Here is a 24414-nt window from a genome sequence, read left to right on the forward strand (position 1 = left end):
CCCTCCCCATCGCGTGCTGGCCGGCGGCGAAGTCGGGAACTCCGTGCGCCACGTGCACGATCCCCAGCACGCCCAGCCCGAACGCGGTCCAGCCGATCACCACCCGACCGCGGCTGTCCGGATCGCTGGGAGTACGGACGAGTCTCCACGTCGCGCCCAAGCCGAACAGCGGCAGCACCACCGCGCCCACGCCGACCAGGAAGTGCAGCACCACGGAAACGACCTGTCCGACCGGCCCGGCGGCGTGAAACCAGACTGCCGCCGCCGTCAGGACGGTGGCACCAAGCGTGGCGAGCGCCACGCCGTCCCGCTGGTGGGTCCCGTCGATACGAAGGTCACGGGCGCCGCGGCCGATCCGGCGTAGCAGACTGCCCAACAGCGTGGCCGCAGCGAGCCAGAAACGCACCGTCAACCGGATAACACCCCGGGCGATCAGCAACGTGAAAGGCACACCGGGCTTGCGTGGCGGCGCCTTGGCAGGACCGCCCTTTTGCCCCTTCGACTGTCCCTTCGACCGGGGTTTCGCCGGCGGGCGCCGCGCGGGCGCGGCTCGGGATCTCGCCGTCCCGCCCTCGGCACGCGTACGCGTGCCACCTGCCCGCGTGGCCACGCGCCGACGGTACAGGTCCGCCGGCGTGACATCGGGCAACCGCGACCTTCCGGGCGCGTCGCCCCGGTCCGGATCAGACCTCGACGACAACCGGAATAATCATCGGACGACGGCGATAGGTGTCACTGACCCAACGCCCGACCGTGCGGCGTACCAGCTGTTGGAGCGCGCCGACGTCGACCATCCCCGAACGCATCGCTTCCGCCAACGTGTCGGTGACCAATCCGCGAACCTGCTCGAATGCCTCGCGGGTGTCGGAAAAGCCCCGTGCCGACAGTTCCGGACCACCCACGACCTTGCCGGACGCCGCGTCAACGACAACCATGATCGTGATGAAGCCCTCCTCGCCCAGGATGCGGCGATCCTTCAGGCTTGGTTCGCCGACGTCGCCGACCGCGAGCCCGTCGACGTAGACATAGCCGCACGGGACCACCCCGGTGATGTTCGCCTGCCCGTCGACGAGGTCGACGACCATGCCGTCGTCGGCCAGCACCACCCTGTCCGCGGGTACACCGCTGGCCTCGGCGAGCGCACCATGTGCCCGCAGGTGTCGCCATTCGCCGTGCACCGGCATCACGTTGGACGGCCGGGTCGCGTTGAGGACGTAGAGCAGCTCGCCTGCTGGGGCGTGGCCCGAGGTGTGAACCTTCGCCACCCCCTTGTGAACGACCTTCGCGCCCCAGCGGGTCAAACCGTTGATCACCCGGTGAACCGCGTTCTCGTTGCCGGGTATCAGGCTGGAGGCCAGCACCACCGTGTCGCCGGCCTGGATCTGGATGGCGTGGTCGCGGTTGGCCATCCGCGACAGCGCGGACAACGGCTCGCCCTGCGACCCGGTCGAGACCAGGCAGATGTTGCGGTCAGGCAACGCACCGACGTCCCGCAGATCGATCACAAGACCGGTCGGCACCCGGAGCAGCCCGAGATCACGAGCCACCCCCATGTTACGGACCATCGACCGCCCGACGAAGCACACCGAGCGACCGTGAGATTCCGCCGCGTCAAGAATCTGCTGAACCCGGTGCACATGGCTGGCAAAGCAGGCGACGATAATCCGCTTCTTGGCGTCCCGGAATACGCCGTCGAGCACTGGCGCGATCTCCCGCTCGGACGTGACAAAGCCCGGCACCTCGGCATTGGTGGAGTCGGACAGGAGCAGATCGACACCTTCCCGGCCGAGCCGGGCGAAACCACCGAGGTCGGTCAGGCGGCCGTCAAGGGGTAGTTGATCCATCTTGAAGTCGCCGGTGTGCAGCACAAGGCCCGCCGGAGTGCGGATCGCGACGGCCAAGGCGTCCGGAATGGAATGGTTGACCGCGAAGAACTCACAGTTGAACGGGCCGAAGCTCTGGGTCTGTTCCTCCCGGACCTCGATCGTGACCGGGCTGATGCGGTGCTCGGCGAGCTTGGCCACCATCAACGCAAGAGTCAGCCGGGAACCGACCAGCGGAATGTCCGCACGCTCACGGAGCAGGTACGGCACGGCACCGATGTGGTCCTCGTGCGCGTGGGTGAGCACAACCGCGTCGATCGCGTCGAGCCTGTCCCGAATCGCGGTGAAGTCCGGAAGGATCAGGTCGACACCAGGCTGGTCCGTCTCGGGAAACAGGACCCCACAGTCGACGACAAGCAGCCGGCCATCGAACTCGAACACGGTCATGTTGCGGCCGATCTCGCCCAGACCTCCGAGCGCGACGATACGCAGGCCGTCCGGAGGCAGCGGCGGTGGCGTTCCCAACCCGGGATGGGGATGACTCACGCGGACCCCACCGTCGCGGTCACGTCTACGCAGAGGTCGACCCCGGCCGCGGCGAGGTCGACACGCAGTCGCTCGCGTTCATCGTCCGTCGCGTCGACCAGTGGCGGGCGGACGCCGCCGGCGGGCAGTCCCGCCATGTTGAGAGCAGCCTTTGTCATGATCACACCTTGGTTCCTGAATAGGCCCTCGTACGCCGGAAGCAGACTCATGTGCAGAGAACGGGCACGGACCGCGTCACCTGCGTCGAAAGCGTCGATCATCGAGCGGATCCGGCTGGCGGCGACATGCCCCACGACACTTACCACCCCGACGGCACCCACCGACAACAGCGGGAGGGTGAGCATCTCCGTCCCGGAGTAATACGCAAGATCCGTGCGGGCAAGGACCCACGATGACGCTCCAAGGTCGTCCTTGGCGTCCTTGACCGCCACGATCCGCGGATGTTCGGCGAGCCGCACCAGCGTATCTGTCGCCACCGACACACCGGTGCGGCCAGGTATGTCGTAAATCATCACCGGGAGGCCGGTGGCGTCGGCGGCGGCGGCGAAGTGCACGAGGAGCCCCGCCTGCGGAGGCTTGGTGTAGTAGGGGCTCACCACCAGCAGACCGCACGCGCCGGCGTTCTCCGCAGCCCTGGCCAGCTCCAGCGTGTGGCGGGTGTCATTGGTGCCCACCCCGGCGATCACCGCGGCACGGGCACCAACTGTCTCGACCACCACCCGCAGCAGCTCTTCCTTTTCCGCATCCGAGGTGGTAGACGATTCCCCGGTGGTTCCGTTGACGACCAGGCCTTCGTTCCCGGCGTTCACCAGGTGCTCCGCGAGCCCAGCGGCACCATCAAGATCAAGTTTTCTACCCGCGGTAAACGGGGTGACCATCGCGGTGATCATGCGACCGAAGGGTGCTCGGGACAACACTGGCATGTCGGTCACCTTAGTGCCTTGTCAGGCAACGTCCGCCTGGGGAACCTCGACGATACGACTACGCCGAGTCGTCGGCATCCCGATGACGACGGCGAGGTGGTGACGACGCTCCAGCGGCCGGAGCAGCCTCGGGTTGTCGCAGCATGTTGCGATCCAACCTCGTCCACAGTTCGATCCGGCCGAGCCGGACAAGGCCCAGCAGACCACCAGCACGCCAGGAGTCAACGCCCACGCCCTGGCCGTAGTTCTTCGGCATGCCAACCATCCCGTCCTCGGGTGTCGACGATCAGTTTACTCTCTCAGTCGCTACGCGGAGGTGTGCCAGCCAAACGCGGCCCGTGCACCAGCGGTGACCGCCAAGGCCACCAGCAGGACAAGCAGGGCCAGCTTGAAAGGCTCAAGGACCCATGCCGCCAGACTGCTGCGCTCCCGGGTCAGCAGCAAGGTGGCCGCGAACGACGACGGTACCGTGACCACGGTCACCGCGTTGACATTCAGCTGGAAAGGTAACACCGACAGCCCCACCGTGAAGATCATCAAAGTCAGGATCGCCAGGTTCACCCGCCAGATGTCGCGCGAAACACTGAGCCCCACAAGCAGCTTTGCACGCATCGGACGGCGGGCGTCAGTCGTGTAGTACGCATACACCTCCCGGTTTCGCTGAAGGTCTTCCACGAACATACGTTCGACTGGCCGCGTACGCAAGTCGATCACAGCCGGATGGCGGATCTCGATGCTCGTATCGTCGGTCCCCACGCTGACGTGGTAGCTTCCCGGACCGCCCGGATCAAGATCCACCAGTGCGATCGGATTGACGAGCCAGCTCCACAGCGACTGATCACCACCACGCAGCGGGCTCCACCGGTCCAGGACCGTCCGACGCTCCTCCTGCATCTTGATCAACGATGGCCGATAGGGATCAAGCGTCACCGCCGCGAGCGCCTCCCAACGCCGGCCGTACTCGGCGACCGTGGACAGCACCGGAACCGCTGCGGGGCCGGCCCTACGGAGCACGTCGATCCACGCCACGAAGTCGATCAGATACGCCTCGATGCCGACCTCGTCGATGTCGGCGGGTACGCGCAGATCGCGACACAATTCCCCCACGGCCAACAGCAGATTGTCCGCGCTGCTCAGTGGGTCGGGCGGTTCGGCCAACGCCTGGCGCAGGATGGCCTCGGTGCCGGCGACGATGCCGGCCCACGACCGGACCGTCACCTCCGATACAGCCAGCTCCGCCTCCTTGTTGAGATATTCACATATCGCCCGAACGCTGAGCGACGCACCGCGTCGTGGTATGAGCCCCGGATGGTTGCCGCTGAACCGACCAGGCCGGAACCGGGAGATCGCGTCAACGACGAAGCGTGATGCCTCCGATGGCGGATGACCGATGTGCTCCGCCAACCGCAAAACGAGGTTACCCTGAGTCGTCACACTTGTCGGATAAGGCATCAGATGGGCATCCGACCCACCCGGCCCGACGAGATTGAACGCGACCAACGCCCGCTTCGGCATCGTCGAGATCGGCAGTAACAGCGAAACCTCGTCGGGTAACCGACCACCGGTACGGGTCAGCAGGCCACGCGGACCGGCGACAGCGGTGAGCAACGGGTCCAGTGGCCCCCAGTTGACCGATCGCTGGAGCTGACACCGGTTCGCGCTCAGAAGAGTGAACTGGTCCACCACCCGGCGCCGAAGCCCGGCGTACTCCACCGGCGGAGCCAAAAGCGTCGCGGTGATCTCATCGATATCGGTGAGATCGAGGAACCTCGCGGTCTCACGACCGTCACGGCGGGTCCAACGCCGCCAACGCCCAGCGTTGCCCGGACCAGCGTTGCCCGGACCGACCGGCGGCAATGTGACCACAGCGAGCGACAATACCCGTACCGGACAGACAGGCATGAAAGCGCCGGAGCAGAAATTGTGTTCCGCGGAGCGCAACGTCCGGGCCCGTGTCACGCAACCCCTTGCGGAACAACCGACACCGGCTCATAATCGAACTTATGTTCGATATCGATGTGGAGTCTGCTCCCCTCCACCAGCTCGAATCCGAGATCTGCACCTGGGCCGGGCGGATCTCGGCGGCCATGTGCGCCTGGCTGCTGACCCTGGCTGCGTTCGACCGCCGCGAAGGCTGGAGCGGGGTCGGCATCCGGTCATGCGCACATTGGCTGTCCTGGAAATGTGGGGTCGGGCTGCGCACCGGCTACGAACACCTCCGCGTCGGGCATGCCCTCGAACAGCTCCCCGCATTGCGGGAGTCGTTCGCTGCCGGCCAGCTGTCCTACGCCAAGGTCCGTGCCATCAGCCGCGTCGCCGACATCGACACCGAGGCCGAATGGGTCCGCCAGGCCACACACGCCACCGCTGGCCAGCTTGAGCGACTCGTCGCCGCCTACGCCCGCCTACGCAGCGCCGACGGGCTGGAGCAAGTCGCCGCCCGACGCGCCCGACGCGCCTGCTCCTGGCGATGGGACGACGACGGCAGCCTCGTCGTCCACGCTCGCCTCGAACCGGAGGACGGCGCGCTCCTGATCAAAGCGATCGACGCCGCCCACGTCAGCCTCACCGAAGGAGAAACCACAGAGACGCCTACTCCCCGCGACCGGGCTGGGAACGCCGACGCGCTCACGGCCGTCGCCGCCGGCTTCCTCAGCAACGAGGCACCCCAGTTGGCCGACCCCGCCCGCTTCACCGTCAACATCCACGTCGACCAGGCCCTGCTGACCGGCGAAACCCCGCCCGAGGATGCGCGCGGCGATGTCGAACCCGGCATCGCGCTGCACCCGGAAACCATCCGGCGCCTCGCCTGCGACGCCACTGTGGCCACCCCGAACGCCGGACGCCGCCACCGCACCGTCCCGAAAGCGCTGCGTCGCCTGCTGGAAGCTCGTGACCGTAGCACCTGCCAATTCCCCGGCTGCGACCACACCAGATGGCTCCACGCCCACCACGCCATCCACTGGGCCGACGGCGGCCGAACTGACCTTGACAACCTCGTCCTGATATGCAGCTACCACCACCATGCCCTACACGAAGCAGGGCTCACCATCAGCATCAACCCCGACCAAACCATCACCGTACGTAAACCCGATGAAACCGTCATTCCGTCCCAATACCCCACCACCGCCGGCTGTGAACCTCTCATCCGGCTCAAGAGCGCCACCGCGCACATCCACCCCACCTCGATCACCCCACAGTGGGCCGGCGAACCGCTTCACCTTCAGGACTCCATCACCGCCGTCCTCAACGTTGACCAGTGGCAAGGCATGCACGGACGCCGCGAGCGATCTCCAGATCTTCGCGGGCCTCGACGATCAACGTCCGGGCCGGCGAACCGACGGCGGTGACGTCGGAGTCGGGGCCGGTATGGGCCTCGTTGCGCGCGGGGTCGACAGCCACGCCGAGAAAGCCGAGCCCGGCCACCGCGCCGGCACGCACCACCGGGGAGCGCTCCCCCACGCCGCCGGTGAAGACCAGCGTGTCGAGTCCGCCCAGGGCCGCGGCCATCGCCGCGATCTGCGCGCGCAGCCGGTGCAGGTAGATCGCCAGGGCCAGCGAGCCGTCGGGCTCGCCTGCGGCGGCACGGTCGACGACGGCACGCATGTCGGCGGTGCCTGCGAGCGCGAACAGGCCCGACCGATGGAACAGGGCGTCGGTGAGATCATCCGCGGACATGCCGACCGACGTCTGCAACCACAGCAACAGTCCCGGGTCGACGGTGCCGGAACGGGTGGACATCACCAGACCGTCCAACGGGGTGAACCCCATGGTCGTGTCGACACCGACACCGTCGCAGACGGCGGCCAGCGATGCCCCCGACCCGAGATGAGCGGTGACCACCCGGCGTCCGCCGGTCAGCGCCGTCGCCCGGCGGGACGCGTACGCGTGGGACAGGCCGTGGAAGCCGTAGCGGCGGACGCCGAGATGATCGCGCCAGTGCGCTGGCACCGCGTAGGTGGCCGCGGCGGGTGGCATCCGGGCGTGGAACGCGGTGTCGAAGCAGGCAACCTGCACGACATCGGGCACCGCGGCTCGCACCTGGGCAAGCGCCGCCAGCGCCGCCGGCTGGTGCAGCGGCGCCAGCGCGGTCAACGCGGTCAGCTCCTTGGTCACCCCGTCGGTGACGACGACCGGATCGACGAACGTTGTTCCGCCGTGCACGATCCGGTGCCCGACCGCGCCGAGTGTGCCCAGCCGGGTCAGGTCACCGACAGCCGTACGGACCTCGCCCGGGTCCGGGCGGCCCGCCCGGGCGCCGAGATCGACCGAGGCCAGCACGCCGTCATCCGGCCCGAGGAGGCGAAGTTTCAGGCTGGACGACCCCGCGTTGACCACCAGAACGTTCACGGCACCGGCCAGTCTCAACGGGTCAGTAGGGCCAGGTCCAGTCGGAGATCTCGGGCATGTCCTCGCCGATGTCGCGGGTGTACGCCCGGGCCGCGATACGCGCGTCCACCATCTTCTGCCGGACGTGCGCGGCGCGGGCGCCCAGGGCCGGAACCCGATCGATGACGTCCATGACCAGGTGGAACCGGTCGAGATTGTTCATCATCGCCATGTCGAACGGCGTGGTGGTCGTACCTTCCTCGATATACCCGCGGACGTGCAGGTTCCGGTGATTCGTCCGTCTGTACGTCAGGCGATGGATCAGCCATGGGTAACCGTGGTATGCGAAGATGACCGGGCGGTCGGCGGTGAAGAGCGCATCGAACCGGGTGTGGGACATGCCGTGCGGATGCTCGTACTCATCCTGCAGACGCATCAGGTCGACGACGTTGACGACCCGGACCTTCAGCTCGGGAAAATCCTGCCGGAGGATGTCGACCGCCGCCAACGTCTCCAGGGTCGGAATGTCACCGGCGCAGGCCAGGACGACGTCCGGCATATCGGTGTCGTCGTTGCTGGCCCAGTCCCAGATACCGATGCCGCGGGTACAGTGGGCGACCGCTGCATCCATCGACAGGTAGTTCAATGCCGGCTGCTTGCCAGCGACGATGACGTTGATGTAGTGCCGGCTTCGTAGGCAGTGATCCGCGACGCACAACAGCGTGTTCGCATCCGGCGGGAGATACACGCGGATTATCTCCGCCTTCTTGTTGACCACATGATCGATGAAGCCCGGGTCCTGATGGGAGAAGCCGTTGTGATCCTGCCGCCAGACATGGCTGGTGAGGAGGTAGTTCAGGGACGCGATGGGGCGCCGCCACGGGATGTCACGGGTCGTCTTCAGCCACTTCGCGTGCTGGTTCACCATCGAGTCGACGATGTGGATGAACGCCTCGTAACACGAGAAGAAGCCGTGCCGTCCGGTGAGGAGATATCCCTCCAGCCAGCCCTGGCACAGGTGCTCGGACAGGACCTCCATGACCCGGCCGTCCGGTGCGAGATCGTCGTCACCGTCGACGATCTCGGCATTCCAGGCGCGGGATGTGACCTGGAACAACGCTCCGAGACGGTTGGACGCCGTCTCATCCGGACCCATCACCCGAAACGTCGTCGAGTTCGCCGCCATCACGTCCCGCAGGAATCCACCGAGGACCCGGGTGGCTTCACTGGATGTCTTTGCGGGCACCGTCACATCCACGGCGTATGTGCGGAAGTCCGGCAGCGCGAGGTCACGCAGCAGCTCGCCACCGTTGGTGTGCGGGTTGGCGCTCATCCGCCGGTCGCCCACCGGGGCGAGGTCGGCAAGCTCGGCGACAAGCCGGCCCTCGGCGTCGAACAGCTCCTCGGGCCGGTAGCTTCGCAGCCACTGCGCAAGCACCGCGAGGTGCTCGGGGTTGTCGTGAACGTGGGCGACCGGCACCTGGTGTGCCCGCCAGGTGCCCTCGACCGGGACACCGTCCACGACACCGGGGCCGGTCCAGCCCTTCGGCGTCCGCAGAACGATCATCGGCCACAATGGACGGGTGGAATCGCCGTGCACCCGGGCCCGCTCCGCGATCTCCGCGATCTCCGCGATCACCGTGTCGAGAACGGCAGCGAACCGCTGGTGGACCTCGGCGGGGTCCCCGCCGTTGATATGGTATGGATGATACCCATACCCGCGCATGAGCTGGTCGAGCTCGGCCTCGGGAATGCGCGCGAGCACGGCCGGCTGGGCAATCTTGTAGCCGTTGAGATGCAGGATCGGAAGCACCGCGCCGTCCCGGGCCGGGTTCAGGAACTTGTTCGAGTGCCAGCTCGCCGCCAGTGGCCCGGTCTCGGCTTCGCCGTCCCCGACGACCGCACATACCAGCAGGTCCGGATTGTCGAACGCCGCACCGAAAGCGTGGGTGAGGACGTAACCGAGCTCACCGCCTTCGTGGATCGAACCGGGAGTCTCGGGCGCGACATGACTCGGGATACCACCGGGAAAGGAGAACTGGCGGAACAGCCTGCGCATCCCGTCTGCATCCCGGCCGATCGAGGGGTAGACCTCGGAGTAGGTGCCCTCCAGGTACGCGTTCGCCACGATGGCCGGACCGCCGTGGCCCGGCCCGATCACGTAGATCGCATTGAGATCGTTCGCCTTGATCACACGATTCATGTGCGCGTAGATCAAGTTGAGTCCCGGGGTCGTGCCCCAGTGGCCGAGCAGCCGGCGCTTGACGTGCTCGGACCGCAGCGGCTCGCGCAGCAGCGGGTTGTCCAGCAGGTAGATCTGGCCGACCGACAGATAGTTCGCCGCCCGCCAGTAGGCGTGTACACGCCGCAGCTCATCGGGGGACATGTGTTACGCGTCGTCTCCTTCGGCCAGCGGACTGACGGCGATCTCGCTTCCATCGTCGAGGTTGGTCACCTGGAAGTCGCTGAAAACATTGGGTGCCAACCGCTGAAGCTCACGCAACGCGGCGATGGCCAGCGCCCGAATCTCGATGTCGGCAGCCTCGCTCGCCCGCATCGCGATAAAGTGCCGCCACGCGCGGTAGTTCCCGGTCACCACGATCCGGGTCTCGGTGGCGTTGGGCAGGACGGCACGGGCGGCCTGGCGGGCCTGCTTACGCCGGGACGTCGACACCGCCACGTCGGCGAAGTGCTGCTCCAGCCCCTCCAGGAGCTTTCCGTAGGCGTCCAGCGCCGTGGCGGTGGCCTCGGTGAACAGCGCGTGGAGCAGTGGATCCCCGGCGATGACATCGGGCTCGACCACCGCGGCGCCGTGCGCGGGCACATAACGCTGCGACAGCTGGCTGTAGGAGAAGTGGCGGTGCCGGACGAGCTCGTGGGTCAGGCTGCGGGAGACCCCGGTGATGTACATCGTCACGGTGGCGTGCTCCAGCACCGACAGGTGCCCGACATCGAGGATGTGCCGCAGGTAGCCGGCGTTCGTCGCCGTGGCCGGGTTCGGCTTCGACCAACTCTGGTAGCAGGCCCGGCCGGCGAACTCCGCCAACGCCTGGCCGCCGTCGACGTCGGTGGTCCAGTCGACGTCGGCCGGCGGGGTGAACTGCGTCTGGGCGATGACCTGCACGCGCATGCCCACACGGTACCGACCGTCGCTGCTGCCCGGTCAGCTCTCCCGGCGGCGCAACCGTGCCACCGCATCGCGTTCCCGGGCGACATCGGCCTGGCTCAGGGCCGCGGTGGTCTCCACCCGCACGGTCAGGCGACGGTCGGCCAGACCTTCGTGCAACGCGGTCACCTCGAGAACACCGTCGAATCCCATCCGAAAAATGATCTCGATGGGGGTACCGGCAGGAAAGCCCGGGGGGATCCCGGTGATCTCCGCCCGAGAAACGACCGTGACATCCTCGATCCGGGTCGACTCGACGCCGCTGCCCTGTTCGACCACCTGCAGCGTGACGGCGTCCTGATCGTCGCGGACGGTACCGAAGCTGCGCCGGACCACCACAGGTAGCCGGTCATTGCGGTGGACGAGGAACACCGCGCAGCGTTCACCGAAACGGTCGAGCGCCAGCACTCCGAAGCCGCGGGAGACGACGTTGACCACCTGGACCTCGACGGTGCGCCGGACCCGTTCGGCGGTGATCCCGAAGGCCGCCGCAAGACGCCTGCAGGCGGCAGCCAGGTCCGCGGGCGCGGCGGCATCCGACGCCGCGCCGTCGGCGAGCTGTCCCCGTGACACCAGGTCCGCGAGGACCAGGCGCTCGATGGCCTTCTTCTCGCCGTAGACAGCCGCCCCCTTGGCCACCGCGAGGTCCGGGTCACGCAGCTCGACCGGCACGCCGAGCTCCGCGCCGAGTCGGCGGGCCACCGCCGGCATCCGGGCGGAACCTCCGACCAGCAGCACACGGTCCAGCCGGGAGACGCCCCGCGCCCTGGCCGCGGCGAGCACCGATCGGGTGAGGGTCACGGTCCGCCCCAGCAGCCCGGCCGTCAACCGTTCAAGATCGTCCCGTGTCACCACCGCTTTCAGTACGCGTCCATCGTGCTCGACGGCGACCGTCGTCTCCATCCGGTCGGTGAGCTCGCGTTTGGTCCGTTCAGCGGCCAGCATCAGCGCCTGGGCGGCGGTGGCGTCGGCCAGCGGGTCAGCGGCGCCCGGATGCGCGTCCAGGAACTGCCGGGACAGGTACCGGGCGAGCGCTTCGTCCCAGTCGGCCCCGCCGAGTCGGTGGTCGCCGTCGATGGCGACCACCGAGATCCGGCGGTCGGCGAGCTCGACCACGGTCACGTCGAACGTGGCGCCGCCGAGGTCGTAGACGAGCGCCACTTCCTCCTGGGCCGTGCGACCGGCGAAGGTCGCGTCGGAGTCGAAACGGGCGAAACCGTAAGAGAGCGCTGCCGCGGTCGGTTCGTTGATGACGTCGACGACCGACAGGCCCGCGTACTGCCCGGCGAGGACGGTGGCCCGGCGTTCCTCGTCGCCGAAGTACGCCGGCACGGTGAGGACCGCGTCACGGACGGGCTCCCCACCGGCGAAGGCCGCGTCGCTGACGAGCGCCCGCAGAATAAGGCTGCTCACCGCCGGCGCGGACCACGCCCGTCCAGAGGTCACGAAGCGCCAGTCACCATCGCCCATCCGGCGTTTGACCAGCGCGCAGACATCATCCGCGCGGGCGCGAGCGAGCTGACGGGCGGGTTCACCGGTGACATAGTCATCCGGACCGACGAAGAGCACGACGCTCGGCATCGTGGCCACACCGCCGGACAGCGCAATCGCCTCGGGATCGCCCGATCTGTTCACCCGGGCAACGCAGCTGTAGGTGGTCCCAAGATCAATTCCGTAGATGACGCCCGCGCTCATCCCCGAAACGTATCGAGATCACACGGCAGATTGGATACGTTCCAGAGCGATTGCGTGGCGCATCGCAACGCGGCCCCGACGGGTGTCGCCGGCATCGCCGTAGGCGACCGCGAGCCGGTACCAGGTCCGCCAATCCCGTGGGTGCGCCTCGACGTCCGCGCGCCGACGGTCGAATGCCTCGTCAGCCGCAGTCCGGTCGATCCGGCCGGACGGACGTCGTGGCAACGGGGACAGCGCGTCGCTCGACTGATCATCCTCGGGCAGGTGGCGTCCCAGCCGTTCGGCCGCCCGCCCGAACGCCAGCTCCCGCAGGATGACGACCACCCCGACCACAGGCAGCGCCAGCACGCCGACGCCGAGCCCGCGGGCCGTCCAGCTGGACTGGGTGAGCAGCTGGACACCTCGCCAGCCGATCAGTCCGAGATAGAAGACGACCGCGGCGACAACGACGCCGACGACGACACGGACCTTCACAGTTCGAGCAGGGCCTCCAGGCCCACGGTCAGGCCGGGACGCCCCGGAGTCCGGCGGACGCCGAGCAGTACACCTGGCATGAACGAAGTCCGATCGAAGGAGTCGTGACGCAGGGTCAGGGTCTCGGCCGCACCACCAAGAAGCACTTCCTGGTGGGCGACCAAGCCGGAAAGCCGAATACTGTGCACGGGAACCCCGCTGATCCGCGCGCCGCGAGCGCCGGCATACGCGGACTCGGTGGCATCCGGTCCGGCCGGGGTGCCACCGGCCCGGACCCGTGCCTGTGCGACCAGTTCCGCGGTGTGCAGCGCTGTCCCGCTGGGGGCGTCCACCTTGCCGGGATGATGCATCTCGATGATCTCTACCGACTCGAAAAAGCGCGCCGCCTGGACCGCGAAATGCATCATCAGCACGGCACCGACACCGAAATTGGGGGCCACCAGCACGCCGAGATCCGGCGTTTCGGCCAGCCAGCCGCGCACCGTCTCCAGCCGGTCGCCGTCAAAGCCCGACGTGCCCACGACCACGTGAAGGCCCGCGTCCAGGCACCATCGCAGGTTCTCCATGACGGCGTCGGGACGGGTGAAGTCGACGACGACGTCGGCCTCGCGCAGGCTGGCGAAGTCGTCCCCGAGATCTACCGCCGCCACCAGGGTGAGATCCTCGGCTGCGTCGACGGCCGCGCGGACCGTCGACCCCATCCGCCCCCGGCCGCCGAGCACACCGACCCGGATCGTGTCGGTCACCCCGCGACCACGGACGCGAAGTCGTGATCGTCAAAGGGACCGATCACGCCGAGAGCGAGCGGCCGGGCAAGCAGGTCGGTGGCGACACTCCGGACGTCATCCAGGGTCACCTCGTCCACCCGGGCGAGCACCTCGTCCACGGACAGAAGCTCCCCGTGCATGAGCTCGCTCTTACCGATCCTGCTCATTCGCGAACCGGTGTCCTCCATGCCCAGCACCAGCGAACCTCGGCTCTGACCCTTGGCCCGGGAGAGCTCGTCGTCGGTGATCCCCGATGCCACGATCAACTCCAGCTGCTCGCGGCAGAGCGCGAGAACCTCGTCCGCGCGCCGGGGCGCGCACCCCGCATAGACGCCGAACAGGCCGGCGTCGGCGAAATGGGAGGCGAACGAGTAGACGGAGTAGGCAAGGCCCCGCTTCTCCCGGACCTCCTGGAAGAGCCGCGAGCTCATTCCCCCGCCGAGCGCCGAGGACATGATTCCCATGGCGAACCGACGGGGGTCCCGGCGTGACATCCCCACGGTTCCGAGCACGACATGTGCCTGCTCGGTGGGACGCTGACTGACCACGACGCCCCGGGCGTCGGGGTAGGCGTAGGAGCCCCCCCGCACCGGGGCGGGAACCTCCGGTCCACCCAGACGGTCGCCGAACGCCGCCGCGACAAGGGCGAGCGTCCGCTCGTGATCGATGTTCCCGGCGATCGCGATCACCGTGTCCGACGGGGTGTACCGGGACCGGTAGTAGTCCGCGATGGTGTCGCGGCCCAGGCCCTCGATGGAGTCGATCGTGCCCAGCACGGGACGCCCGAGCTCGGTGTCACCGAGCACGGCCGCGGTGAAGACATCGTGCACGACGTCACTCGGGTCGTCGTCGTGCATGGCGATCTCCTCGAGGATCACGCCCCGCTCCGCCGCAACGTCGGCAGCGGTGATCAATGAATTGCAGACCATGTCGCAGACCACGTCGACCGCATCGGCGAGATCGCCGTCGAGTACCCGTGCGTAGTAGCACGTGTACTCCTTGGTCGTGAAGGCGTTGATCTCCCCGCCGACGGCCTCGATCGCAGAACTGATCGTGAGTGCGTCCCGGGACGGCGTGCCCTTGAACAGCAGGTGTTCAAGGTAGTGGGAACAGCCGGCCGTCAACGGGTCCTCGTCCCGGGAACCCACGCCGACCCAGATCCCGATGGCCACCGACCGAACCGCGGGCACCTTCTCGGTCAGCACCCGCAGCCCGCCCGGCAACACGGCTCGCCGGACGGTGCCGGACAGCAGCTCCTCGCGAAGCGTGCCATCCGGCACCAGACCTGTCCTGGTCACGGGATGCCGGTCAGGACTCGACCGGGACGCTGTCGGCGTCCTCGGCCACAGGAGAAAGGCTGATCTTCCCGCGGCTGTCGATTTCAGTGATCTCGACCTGGAGCTTCTGGCCGACCTGAACCACCTCTTCCACCTTCTCCACCCGCTTCCCACCGGAAAGCTGCTTGAGCTTGCTGACGTGGAGCAGTCCGTCCTTGCCCGGCGTGAGCGAGACGAACGCACCAAAGGTCGTGATCTTCACGATGGTGCCGAGATAGCGCTCCCCGACCTCCGGCATCTGCGGGTTGGCGATAGCGTTGATCGCCGAACGGGCGCTCTCCGCGGAGGTGCCGTCCTGCGCACCGATGTAGATGGTGCCATCGTCCTCGACCGTGATCTCAGCGCCGCTGTCAGCCTGGATCTGATTGATCATCTTGCCCTTCGGGCCGATGATCTCACCGATCTTGTCTACCGGGATCTTGACAGAGATCACCCGGGGGGCGTGCGTCGACATCTCATCCGGGCCGTCGATCGCTTCGGCCATGACGTCGAGAATCGCCAGCCGCGCGGCCTTGGCCTGGCCCAGCGCGTCAGCGAGGACCGACGCGGGGATGCCGTCCAGCTTCGTGTCGAGCTGGAGGGCGGTGACGAACTCCCGCGTGCCCGCGACCTTGAAGTCCATGTCGCCGTAGGCGTCCTCGGCGCCGAGGATGTCGGTGAGCGTGACGAAGTCGTCGCCCTCGTGAATCAGACCCATCGCGATCCCGGCGACCGGGGCCTTGAGTGGGACACCGGCATTCAGTAACGACAACGTGCTTGCGCAGACGGAGCCCATACTCGTCGACCCGTTGGAGCCCAGCGCCTCGGAGACCTGCCGGATGGCGTACGGGAACTCGTCCCGGCTGGGCAGCACCGGCAGCAGGGCACGCTCTGCCAGTGCGCCGTGGCCGATCTCACGGCGCTTCGGTGAACCGACCCGCCCGGTCTCACCGGTGGAGTAGGGCGGAAAGTTGTAGTTGTGCATGTAACGCTTGGTGCGGTCGGGATTGAGCGTGTCGACCGTCTGCTCCATCCGCAGCATGGCCAGGGTGGTCACGCCGAGGATCTGGGTCTCGCCACGCTCGAACAGAGCTGATCCGTGTACGCGGGGAATGAAGTCGACCTCCGCCGACAGCTCACGGATCTCGGTGACGCCACGCCCGTCGATACGGACGCCATCGGCGATGATGCGCTGGCGTACCAGCTTCTTCGTCAACGCCCGATAAGCCGCGCCGATCTCCTTTTCGCGGCCCTCGAACTGGCCCACGACCTTCTCCGCGGCCAACGAGCGGACCCGGTCCAGCTCGGTTTCCCGCTCCTGCTTGCCGGCGATACGCAGGGCCGCAGCAAGTTCGTCACCGACCGCAATCGACAGCGCCTCAAGGACGTCGTCGTGGTAGTCGACGAACAACGGGAACTGACGGGTCGGCTTGGCCGCCCGCTCGGCCAGTTCGCGCTGGGCACGGCACAACTCGCGGATGGCGGGTTTCGCCGCCTCCAGCCCCGCGGCCACCACATCTTCGGTCGGCGCCGGCGAACCCGCGGCAAGCAGCGGCACCGTATCCCGCGTCGCCTCCGCCTCAACCATCATGATTGCGACATCGGAGCCGTCGTCGAGCACACGGCCGGCCACCACCATGTCGAAGGTCGCGCGCTCCAGCTCGGAGTGGGTCGGGAAGGCGATCCAGTTCCCGTCCACAAAACCGACCCGGGTAGCACCGACGGGACCGGAGAACGGCAGCCCGGCGAGCGTGGTCGACGCGCTGGCCGCATTGATCGCGACGACGTCGTACAGAGTGTCCGGATCCAGGGCGAGAATCGTTGCCACGACCTGGATCTCGTTTCGCAACCCCTTGACGAACGACGGCCGCAGCGGCCGGTCGATCAGACGACAGGTGAGGATGGCGTCCTCGCTGGGCCGCCCCTCCCGCCGGAAGAACGAGCCGGGGATACGCCCGGCCGCGTACATCCGCTCCTCGACATCCACCGTCAGCGGGAAGAAATCGAGCTGCTCCTTGGGCTGCTTGCTGACGGTCGTCGCGGACAGCACCATGGTGTCGCCGAGATAGGCGACTGCGGCGCCGGCAGCCTGCCGAGCCAACCGACCCGTCTCAAACCGGATCGTCCGGATTCCGGCCGCTCCGTTGTCGATAACCGCCTCAGTCGCGGTTGTCTGGTCCTCCACTCGAACCATTCCTCCTCACATCGGCCGGGTCCGTCTTGCCGAGGAGGCCGGCGCTCAGTCGAAGCCCCCGGGATTCGCCATGCGGCGCACCCGGACACCACCACCGAGGACCGGCGGCTCGCGCCGTCGCGGACCCGGTCAAACAGTTCCTACCGTCGCAACCCGAGTCGTTCGATCAGCGATCGGTAGCGGCCGATATCGGTCTTGGCGAGATAATTCAGCAGCCGTCGCCTACGGCCGACCAGCAGCAGTAGCCCACGCCGGCTGTGGTGGTCGTGCTTGTGCAGCTTCAGGTGTTCGGTCAGGTCACTGATCCGCCGGGTGAGCATCGCCACCTGCACCTCGGGCGAACCGGTATCACGCTCGACCGTGGCGTAATCGGACAAGATCTTCTGCTTGACGTCGCTCGCGAGCGGCACGCGAAACCTCTTCCTGTCTGCGGGTGGGATGTGCGCCCAGGGTCTGCCTCACCCGGGCTGACGGACACACCACACTCGTCTGGTGTCGAAGCTTACCAACCCCGCGGGTACCGCCCGTCCGGCGCCGGAGTGATGATCTTACGGGTGGTCAGGACGTCTGACGCCATCTGGGCAACCAGGTCAGCCACGGAGTCGAACCGCAGGGTGGGCCGCAGCCGCTCGGTGAACTCGAAGGCGAGGTGAGCGCCGTAGAGATCGGCGTCGAAGTCGAGGAGGTATGCCTCGACCCGCCGCTGTGTCCCGTCAAAGGTCGGGTTGGTACCGATGGAGATCGCCGCCGGATACCGCTCACCCGACCACACGGCATGGCCGGCGTAGACACCGTCGGCGGGCACTGCGGCGTACGCGGTGGTCGCGAGGTTGGCGGTCGGATATCCGATAGCACGGCCACGCGCGTCGCCGTGTACCACGATTCCCTCCACCCGGTGGTCACGGCCGAGCGCACGCGCGGCGGTAACCACATCGCCGTCGGCGATACACGCTCGAATATGGGTCGAGGACAACACGTGGTCGTCCGCAGACAGAAGCCGGACGCCCTCCACGGCAAAGCCGTCGGTCACAGCGCTGCGACGCAGGGTCTCCAGATTTCCGGCCGCCCGGTGACCATAGGTGAAGTTCTCCCCGACGACCACGGCGCTCGGCCGCAGCCGATGCAGAAGCATGTCGTGGACGAAGCCGTCCGGTGGTATCCGGCTGAACTCGGGAGTGAAGGGCTGGACGCACAGCGCGTCGACACCGAGCCGTTCCAGCAGCTCCGCCTTGAAAGCCGGCGTCGTCAGCAGCGCCGGATGGCTACCCGGTCGGATGACCTCGGCCGGATGTGGGTCGAACGTGAGCACGACCGTGAGCTGTCCCGCCCGGTGGGCGCGTTCCACCGCACGGCGGATGATCTGCTGGTGACCGCGGTGGACGCCGTCGAAGAACCCGATCGTCACAACACCGCCGGGCCAGTCATCCGGCGTCTCCCGCACCCCGCGCCACCGCTGCACATCCAAAGCCTATCGGTGCCGTTTGCCGCTCACGCTCCGGCGAAGACCACCAGCGACCGACAGACGCCCTGCGCGTCCTCGGCGAGAGCGAGAAGCTCGCCGGCCGGGCCGAAGACGCCATACGTGCCGGGTATCCCGAACGGGGGAAGACGCCGGCCGTGTGATATCGCACGAGCGTCATCGGCATCCACCTCCCGACAGGGAAACAGCGTGGCGACGGCGTCGGGCAGCGGACGCAGTGCGCCGCCGCCGGCCTGCGCCAGCGCGTCCAGGGTGACCGCTCCGGTGAGATCAAACGGTCCCACCGACACCCGGCGCAGGGCGCACAGGTGCGCGCCACAGCCCAGTGCCCGGCCGAGGTCCCGGGCCAACGCACGCACGTAGGTCCCGCTGGAACAGGCGACGGCCACATCAAGGTCAGCGCCGGTGCGGGCACGCAACTCGAACCTGCTCACCGTGACCCGCCGCGCCGCAAGAACGACCTGCTCACCCGCGCGTACCCGGGCATAGGCCCGGACGCCGTTCACCTTGACCGCGCTGACCGCGGACGGCACCTGGTCGATCGGGCCGGTGAGAGCCGCCATGGCGACGGCGAGCCGCTCCGCGTCGACCTCGACCTCATGCACGGCGACGACCTCACCCTGTGCATCGTCGGTGGTGGTCGCCTCACCGAGGCGGATCGTCGCGGTGTAGACCTTGTCGGTCAACGCGAGATGACCGAGCAGGCGGGTCGCCCGGCCCACCCCGAGTACCAGCACACCGGTCGCCATCGGGTCGAGCGTGCCGGCGTGCCCGACCCGCCGCGTGTGCAGGACCCGCCGGGCGCGGGCCACCACGTCATGCGAGGTGAGCCCCGGCGGCTTGTCCACGACGACCAGCCCGTCCACGCCGAGCGCGGCGGTCGAACCTGCCATCAGCCCGGCAGTCTCGGGGCCTGGACCAGTGCGACGCGCAGGGTCACCATGGTCTGCTCCAGGGATTCGGTGGAACTCAGGCCGGCGGCGAAGCGGTGGCCACCGCCTCCGAGCCCGGTGCAGACCGCACCGACGTCGATACCGCCCTTGGAACGCACCGAAACCTTCCAGATGTTCGTGGCGTCCTGCTTGCAGACGATCGCCACCTCGGCTTCGGCCGTGGTCCGCACGATATCGATCACACCCTCGATTTCATCGAGGGTGAGACCCGCGCCGGTGAGGTCCGCATAGGCACACCACGTCCACACCAGGTCGTGCTCGGGTTCCAGGCGGGCCCTGCCGAGCAGCTCACCCAGTAGCTGCAGGTAGCCGAAACGGTGGGTATCCCACACCGTACGGGTGATCAGATCATGGCGGATCCCGGTGCCCAACAACCGCGCGGCCAACCGGTGGACATCCGGCGTGGTCACGCCGTACCGGAACGAACCGGTATCGGTGACCAGGCCCGTGTAGATCGCGACAGCCATATCGTGATCGAGTTCAATCCCGAGCGCGTCGATGACGCCGGTGACCATCACACTGGTGGAGGCGGCGTCGGGGTCGATCAGGTTGATATCCCCGAACCGCGTGTTCGAGGCGTGATGGTCGATCACAACCATTCGCCGTGCCCGGGTGGCGACCCGGCCCAGCGCCCCGAGTCTGGACAGGCTGCCCGCATCCAGCGTCACCACGAGGTCAGGTGTCGCCGCGACCAGGGACGGTGAGACAAGGAGATCCTGGCCGGGCAGAAACGTCAGGGAGCGCGGTACCACGAACGGGTCGCTGTCGAATGACACCGACGCTCTGGCCCCGAGGGCACGCAGCGCAAGCCCCAGCGCGATCGCCGAACCCAGACTGTCGCCGTCCGGGTCGACGTGCGCGACCAGCAGGATGTTCTCCCCGCCCTGGGCTGCCGAGCGGATCGCCTCGACCGTGCGGTCCCGCTGCTCGCCGACCGCTTCGCCGGACGTGGACCCCGCCCGACCCGTCCCCTCGCCCGCCTGGGGAACCGGGAGGAGGGACAGGTCGGCGAGACTTGTCACGTCGGTCATCGCAGCGTGTCCCCCATCATTTCCTCGTCGGACTCGTCGGACTCGACACGCGGCTTGCGGTACGGATCGGGTTCCCCTGCCGGCTGGGCACCGTTGCGGACGCCCGCGAGGCCCGCGTCCCGCTCCCGCGCGGTCAGGAGTAGGTCCTCAAGATGGCGGGCGTCGTCAGGCAGGCGGTCGTGGACAAAGGTCAGGCTAGGAGTGACCTTGACACCGGTCTGCCGGCCGACCTGGCTACGCAGCAGGCCCTTGGCCGACTCCAGCGCGCGCGCCGAGTCCAGCCGGTCGATGTCATCCCCGTAGACCGTGTAGAAGACGGTGGCCTCGGTGAGGTCCGGGGTGACCCGGGTGTCGGTCACGGTGACCATCCCCAGGCGCGGGTCCTTCACCTGCCGTTCCAGCGCAGCGGCGACCACCTCGCGGATACGCACCGCGAGCCGGCGGGCCCGAGCAGGGTCAGCCATCGCTTCCTCCTGTCATTACGACCGCGCCACCGATCGCGGTCCGTCCATGCCCTCGTCGGACTCCAGGTCCTCAGCGGAGAGGTAGCGCATTCGCGCCGAGAGCAGTTCCAGCTCCGGGCGTTGCGAAAGAAGACTTTCACACGCCTGGACGACCTCGACACAATGGGCTCGGTCCGCGGCGACCACGGCGACCCCTATCTGTGTCCGCCGGTGCAGATCGAGATGGCCGGTCTCCGCCGCGCTTACCGCATACCTGCGGCGGAGCTCCGCCACCACCGGCCGGACCACCGACCGCTTCTCCTTGAGCGACCGAACGTCGCCAAGGAGAAGGTCGAAAACTCCCGTCCCAGTCCACATGGTCCGCGTCCTCAGGAGCGAGGAACCTCCCGCTGTTCGAAGGTCTCGATCACGTCATCAACCTTGATGTCGTTGAACGAGCCGAGCCCGATACCGCACTCATAACCCTCGCGGACCTCGGTCGCATCGTCCTTGAACCGCTTGAGCGACTCGACCGTGAGGTTGTCCGCCACGACCACGCCGTCCCGGATAAGCCGGGCCTTGGTGTTGCGGCGGATGAGCCCGGAACGCACCAGGGAACCGGCGACGTTGCCGATCCGGGGAACCCGGAACACCTCGCGGACCTCGGCCGTGCCGAGCTGAACTTCCTCGTAGATCGGCTTAAGCATGCCCTTGAGGGCATTCTCGATGTCCTCGATCGCCTGGTAGATGACCGAGTAGTAGCGGACGTCGACGCGCTCGCGTTCGGCCAGCTCGCGCGCCTTGCCCTCCGCACGAACGTTGAACCCGAGAATCACCGCATCGGACGCGCTCGCCAGGTTGACGTCATTCTCGGTGATCGCACCGACACCACGACCGATGATTCGCAACGAGACCTCGTCACCAACGTCGATCTTGAGCAGCGAGTCCTCCACCGTCTCGACCGAACCGGACACGTCGCCCTTGAGAATGAGGTTGAGCTGGGTCTTCTCGCCCTCCTTCATCCGCTCCAGGATCGTCTCCAGAGTCGGGCGACCGCGGCTCATCGCAAGTTCGGCGTTGCGCTCACGCGCCTGGCGACGCTCGGCGATCTGGCGGGCGACCCGGTCTTCGGGAACGACCAGGAAGTTGTCACCGGCGTCGGGGACGCTGGTGAACCCGAGGACCTGCACCGGCCGGGCCGGGCCGGCCTCGTGCACCGGGTCACCGTGTTCGTCGAGCATCGCCCGGACGCGCCCGAAGGCGTCGCCTGCGACCACCGAGTCGCCGACCCGCAGGGTTCCCCGCTGGACGAGCACGGTGGCAACCGGGCCGCGGCCGCGGTCCAGTCGGCCTTCGATCGCGACACCCTGCGCCTGCGTACCGGTCGGGGCGCGCAGATCCAGCGCGGCGTCAGCAGTGAGGATAACCGCCTCAAGCAGACCGTCGATGTTGGTGCGGTTACGGGCGGACACGTCGACGAACATGGCGTCGCCACCGTATTCCTCGGCGACCAGGCCGTATTCGGTGAGCTGACCGCGCACCTTCAGGGGGTCGGCGCCTTCCTTGTCAATCTTGTTGACGGCGACGACGATCGGGACGTTGGCCGCCTGGGCATGATTGAGCGCCTCGATCGTCTGCGGCTTGACGCCGTCATCCGCGGCGACGACCAGCACGACGATGTCGGTCACCTGCGCACCGCGGGCACGCATGGCGGTGAACGCCTCGTGACCCGGAGTGTCGATAAAGGTGATCTTTCGCTCATCCCCGTCGACCGTCGCCCGGACCTGGTAGGCCCCGATGTGCTGGGTGATGCCGCCGGCTTCACCGGCGACCACATCCGTCGATCGGATCGCGTCGAGCAACTTCGTCTTGCCATGATCGACATGACCCATGACCGTGACAACAGGCGGACGCGCGGACAGTTCGACCTGGTCGCTGTATGCACCGCCGAAGGAGAGGTCGAAGCTTTCCAACAGCTCCTTGTCCTCGTCCTCGGGACTGACGATCTGCACGTCATACCCGAGCGTGACCCCGAGCAACTGCAGAGTCTCGTCGGTGCACGACTGTGTCGCGGTCACCATCTCGCCGAGTTGGGTGAACACGACCTGGACGAGCGCACCCTGGTTGGCGTCGATCTTGTCGGCGAAATCGGCGAGGGATGCGCCCCGAGGCAGTCGAATGGCCTGCCCGTTCCCGCGCGGAACCATCGCCCCCATCCGGGGGGCTTCCAGCCCGCTCTCCCACTCCTGCCGCTTCGCGCGCTTGGACTTGCGCTGACGTCCCGGCCGACCTCGACCGCCGGGACCGAAGGCGCCGGCGGTCGTGCCGCCGCGGCCCCTGCCGCCGGATGTCGGGCGACCACCGGGACCGCCACCACCTGGAGCACCGCCGCCACCGGGACGGCCTGGCGCGCCTGTACCCGCGCCGGCACCGCCGCCCGGACGACCGGGTGCACCACGACCGGCGAACCCACCGCCACCGGGACGGCCACCGCCACCGCCACCGCCACCACCACTACCGCCGCCGCCCGGCCGGCCGGCACCGCCACCGGGAGCCGGTCGCCCGGCACCGGCACCGCCGCCACCGGGGCGGGGACCACCGGGACCGCCTGGACCGGCGGGACGTGCGGGGAACATGCTCGGATTGGGTCGAGGCCCACCGGTGCCGCCTGGGCGGGGCGGCATCTGACCCGGGGACGGCCGGCCACCACCGCTACCACCCGGTCGGGGCGGCATCTGACCCGGGGACGGCCGGCCACCACCGCTACCACCCGGGCGTGGACCGCCCGCACCGGCGGGACGAGAGCCGCCCGCGCCGGCGGGACGAGGACCACCTGGACGTGCACCGGCCTGGCGGGGCCGGCGGACCGGCGGGCGGGCCGCCGGGGGCCGCGGGGCCGGACGGCGCCTGCCGTGGCTGCGAGCTGGGCGTCGTGTACGGGTTGTTACCAGGACCGGCCGGACGTGGCCCGGGGCGTGGCCCGGGGGCCGGACGACCCGACGGGCCCTTCACCGGCGGGATCTCCACCGACGGGCTCGGCGTCGACGCCTCTGCCGCCGGCACGCTAGGCGCGGGCAGGCTGGCCGCGGGCCCGGGGCGCGCCTGGACGCTGGGCGCGGCCGGGCGGGGACGCGACTGCTGCGGGGTCGCGGAGGGTGCTGGAGCGACGCTCGGAGTGACCTCCGGGGCTGATGCAACCGCGGGAACGTTCGCCGCCGGCCTGTTCGGGGCTGGGGTGTCCGGCATCTGCGGTGCGGCGGGGCCTGGCCGGGTC

Annotated in this window: 19 protein-coding genes and 2 pseudogenes; 1 reads left to right on the forward strand and 20 read right to left on the reverse strand. The window is 68.2% G+C overall.

Features of this window, described 5'->3' with window-relative positions:
* The 5 genes and pseudogenes from U9978_RS21000 to U9978_RS21020 form a co-directional block, all read right to left on the reverse strand.
* A pseudogene (locus tag U9978_RS21000) lies at positions 1–451 on the reverse strand (cell division protein FtsK); the annotation flags it as partial.
* Positions 452–683: 232 nt separating this feature from the next.
* On the reverse strand, positions 684–2369 hold the full coding sequence (locus tag U9978_RS21005; RefSeq protein WP_322762861.1) for a ribonuclease J: 1686 nt from the start codon (positions 2367–2369) through the stop codon (positions 684–686).
* Positions 2366–3292, reverse strand: a complete 927-nt coding sequence (gene dapA / locus U9978_RS21010) for a 4-hydroxy-tetrahydrodipicolinate synthase (RefSeq protein ID WP_322762862.1) — start codon at positions 3290–3292, stop codon at positions 2366–2368. Before dapA ends, U9978_RS21005 begins: the two co-directional genes overlap by 4 nt.
* Before the next feature lie 58 nt (positions 3293–3350).
* Positions 3351–3548, reverse strand: a complete 198-nt coding sequence (locus U9978_RS21015; RefSeq protein WP_322762863.1) for a hypothetical protein — start codon at positions 3546–3548, stop codon at positions 3351–3353.
* 50 nt (positions 3549–3598) lie between these two features.
* On the reverse strand, positions 3599–5194 hold the full coding sequence (locus tag U9978_RS21020; protein ID WP_322762879.1) for a hypothetical protein: 1596 nt from the start codon (positions 5192–5194) through the stop codon (positions 3599–3601).
* Positions 5195–5244: 50 nt separating this feature from the next.
* Here U9978_RS21020 and U9978_RS21025 point away from each other — a divergent pair, with 50 nt between their 5' ends.
* On the forward strand, positions 5245–6642 hold the full coding sequence (locus tag U9978_RS21025) for an HNH endonuclease (protein WP_322762864.1): 1398 nt from the start codon (positions 5245–5247) through the stop codon (positions 6640–6642).
* Here the strand turns inward: U9978_RS21025 and U9978_RS21030 are convergent.
* From U9978_RS21030 to infB, 15 genes and pseudogenes are all read right to left on the reverse strand, one after another.
* Positions 6539–7642: an acetate/propionate family kinase gene (locus tag U9978_RS21030; RefSeq protein WP_322762865.1), complete on the reverse strand. Its 1104-nt coding sequence runs from the start codon at positions 7640–7642 to the stop codon at positions 6539–6541. The two genes, U9978_RS21025 and U9978_RS21030, sit on opposite strands and share 104 nt — an antisense overlap.
* 22 nt (positions 7643–7664) lie before the next feature.
* Positions 7665–10007 (reverse strand): phosphoketolase family protein, encoded by a 2343-nt coding sequence (locus tag U9978_RS21035; RefSeq protein WP_322762866.1) that lies wholly within the window; start codon positions 10005–10007, stop codon positions 7665–7667.
* Positions 10008–10010: 3 nt separating this feature from the next.
* The gene (gene thyX / locus U9978_RS21040) at positions 10011–10751 is read right to left on the reverse strand and encodes an FAD-dependent thymidylate synthase (RefSeq protein ID WP_322762867.1); all 741 of its coding nucleotides are present in this window, start codon (positions 10749–10751) and stop codon (positions 10011–10013) included.
* Between the two features lie 33 nt (positions 10752–10784).
* Positions 10785–12482: an Hsp70 family protein gene (locus tag U9978_RS21045; RefSeq protein ID WP_322762868.1), complete on the reverse strand. Its 1698-nt coding sequence runs from the start codon at positions 12480–12482 to the stop codon at positions 10785–10787.
* Positions 12483–12500: 18 nt separating this feature from the next.
* On the reverse strand, positions 12501–12956 hold the full coding sequence (locus tag U9978_RS21050; protein ID WP_322762869.1) for a hypothetical protein: 456 nt from the start codon (positions 12954–12956) through the stop codon (positions 12501–12503).
* Entirely contained in the window at positions 12953–13702 is a 750-nt protein-coding gene (dapB, locus tag U9978_RS21055) for a 4-hydroxy-tetrahydrodipicolinate reductase (protein ID WP_322762870.1), read from the reverse strand. Before dapB ends, U9978_RS21050 begins: the two co-directional genes overlap by 4 nt.
* Entirely contained in the window at positions 13699–15003 is a 1305-nt protein-coding gene (locus U9978_RS21060; RefSeq protein WP_322762871.1) for a pitrilysin family protein, read from the reverse strand. The genes dapB and U9978_RS21060 overlap by 4 nt, the downstream gene beginning before the upstream one ends.
* 28 nt (positions 15004–15031) lie before the next feature.
* A complete protein-coding gene (locus U9978_RS21065) occupies positions 15032–17224 on the reverse strand; it encodes a polyribonucleotide nucleotidyltransferase (protein WP_416211075.1) in 2193 nt (730 codons plus the stop codon).
* A 149-nt stretch (positions 17225–17373) separates the two neighbouring features.
* Entirely contained in the window at positions 17374–17643 is a 270-nt protein-coding gene (rpsO, locus tag U9978_RS21070; protein ID WP_322762873.1) for a 30S ribosomal protein S15, read from the reverse strand.
* A gap of 92 nt (positions 17644–17735) precedes the next feature.
* Complete coding sequence (locus tag U9978_RS21075; protein ID WP_322762880.1) at positions 17736–18692, reverse strand: bifunctional riboflavin kinase/FAD synthetase; 957 nt, start codon at positions 18690–18692, stop codon at positions 17736–17738.
* A 29-nt stretch (positions 18693–18721) separates the two neighbouring features.
* On the reverse strand, positions 18722–19606 hold the full coding sequence (gene truB, locus U9978_RS21080; protein ID WP_322762874.1) for a tRNA pseudouridine(55) synthase TruB: 885 nt from the start codon (positions 19604–19606) through the stop codon (positions 18722–18724).
* Positions 19606–20697 (reverse strand): bifunctional oligoribonuclease/PAP phosphatase NrnA, encoded by a 1092-nt coding sequence (locus U9978_RS21085; protein ID WP_322762875.1) that lies wholly within the window; start codon positions 20695–20697, stop codon positions 19606–19608. Before U9978_RS21085 ends, truB begins: the two co-directional genes overlap by 1 nt.
* Positions 20694–21161 carry a 30S ribosome-binding factor RbfA gene (rbfA, locus tag U9978_RS21090; RefSeq protein ID WP_322762876.1) on the reverse strand — a complete coding sequence of 156 codons (468 nt, stop codon included), beginning with the start codon at positions 21159–21161 and terminating at the stop codon, positions 20694–20696. The genes U9978_RS21085 and rbfA overlap by 4 nt, the downstream gene beginning before the upstream one ends.
* 15 nt (positions 21162–21176) lie before the next feature.
* On the reverse strand, positions 21177–21518 hold the full coding sequence (locus tag U9978_RS21095; protein WP_322762877.1) for a DUF503 domain-containing protein: 342 nt from the start codon (positions 21516–21518) through the stop codon (positions 21177–21179).
* An 11-nt stretch (positions 21519–21529) separates the two neighbouring features.
* Positions 21530–24414: pseudogene (gene infB, locus U9978_RS24185) on the reverse strand (translation initiation factor IF-2); the annotation flags it as partial.

Origin of the sequence: Protofrankia sp. Cr2 (genome assembly GCF_963555885.1) — a bacterium.
GTDB lineage: Bacteria > Actinomycetota > Actinomycetes > Frankiales > Frankiaceae > Protofrankia.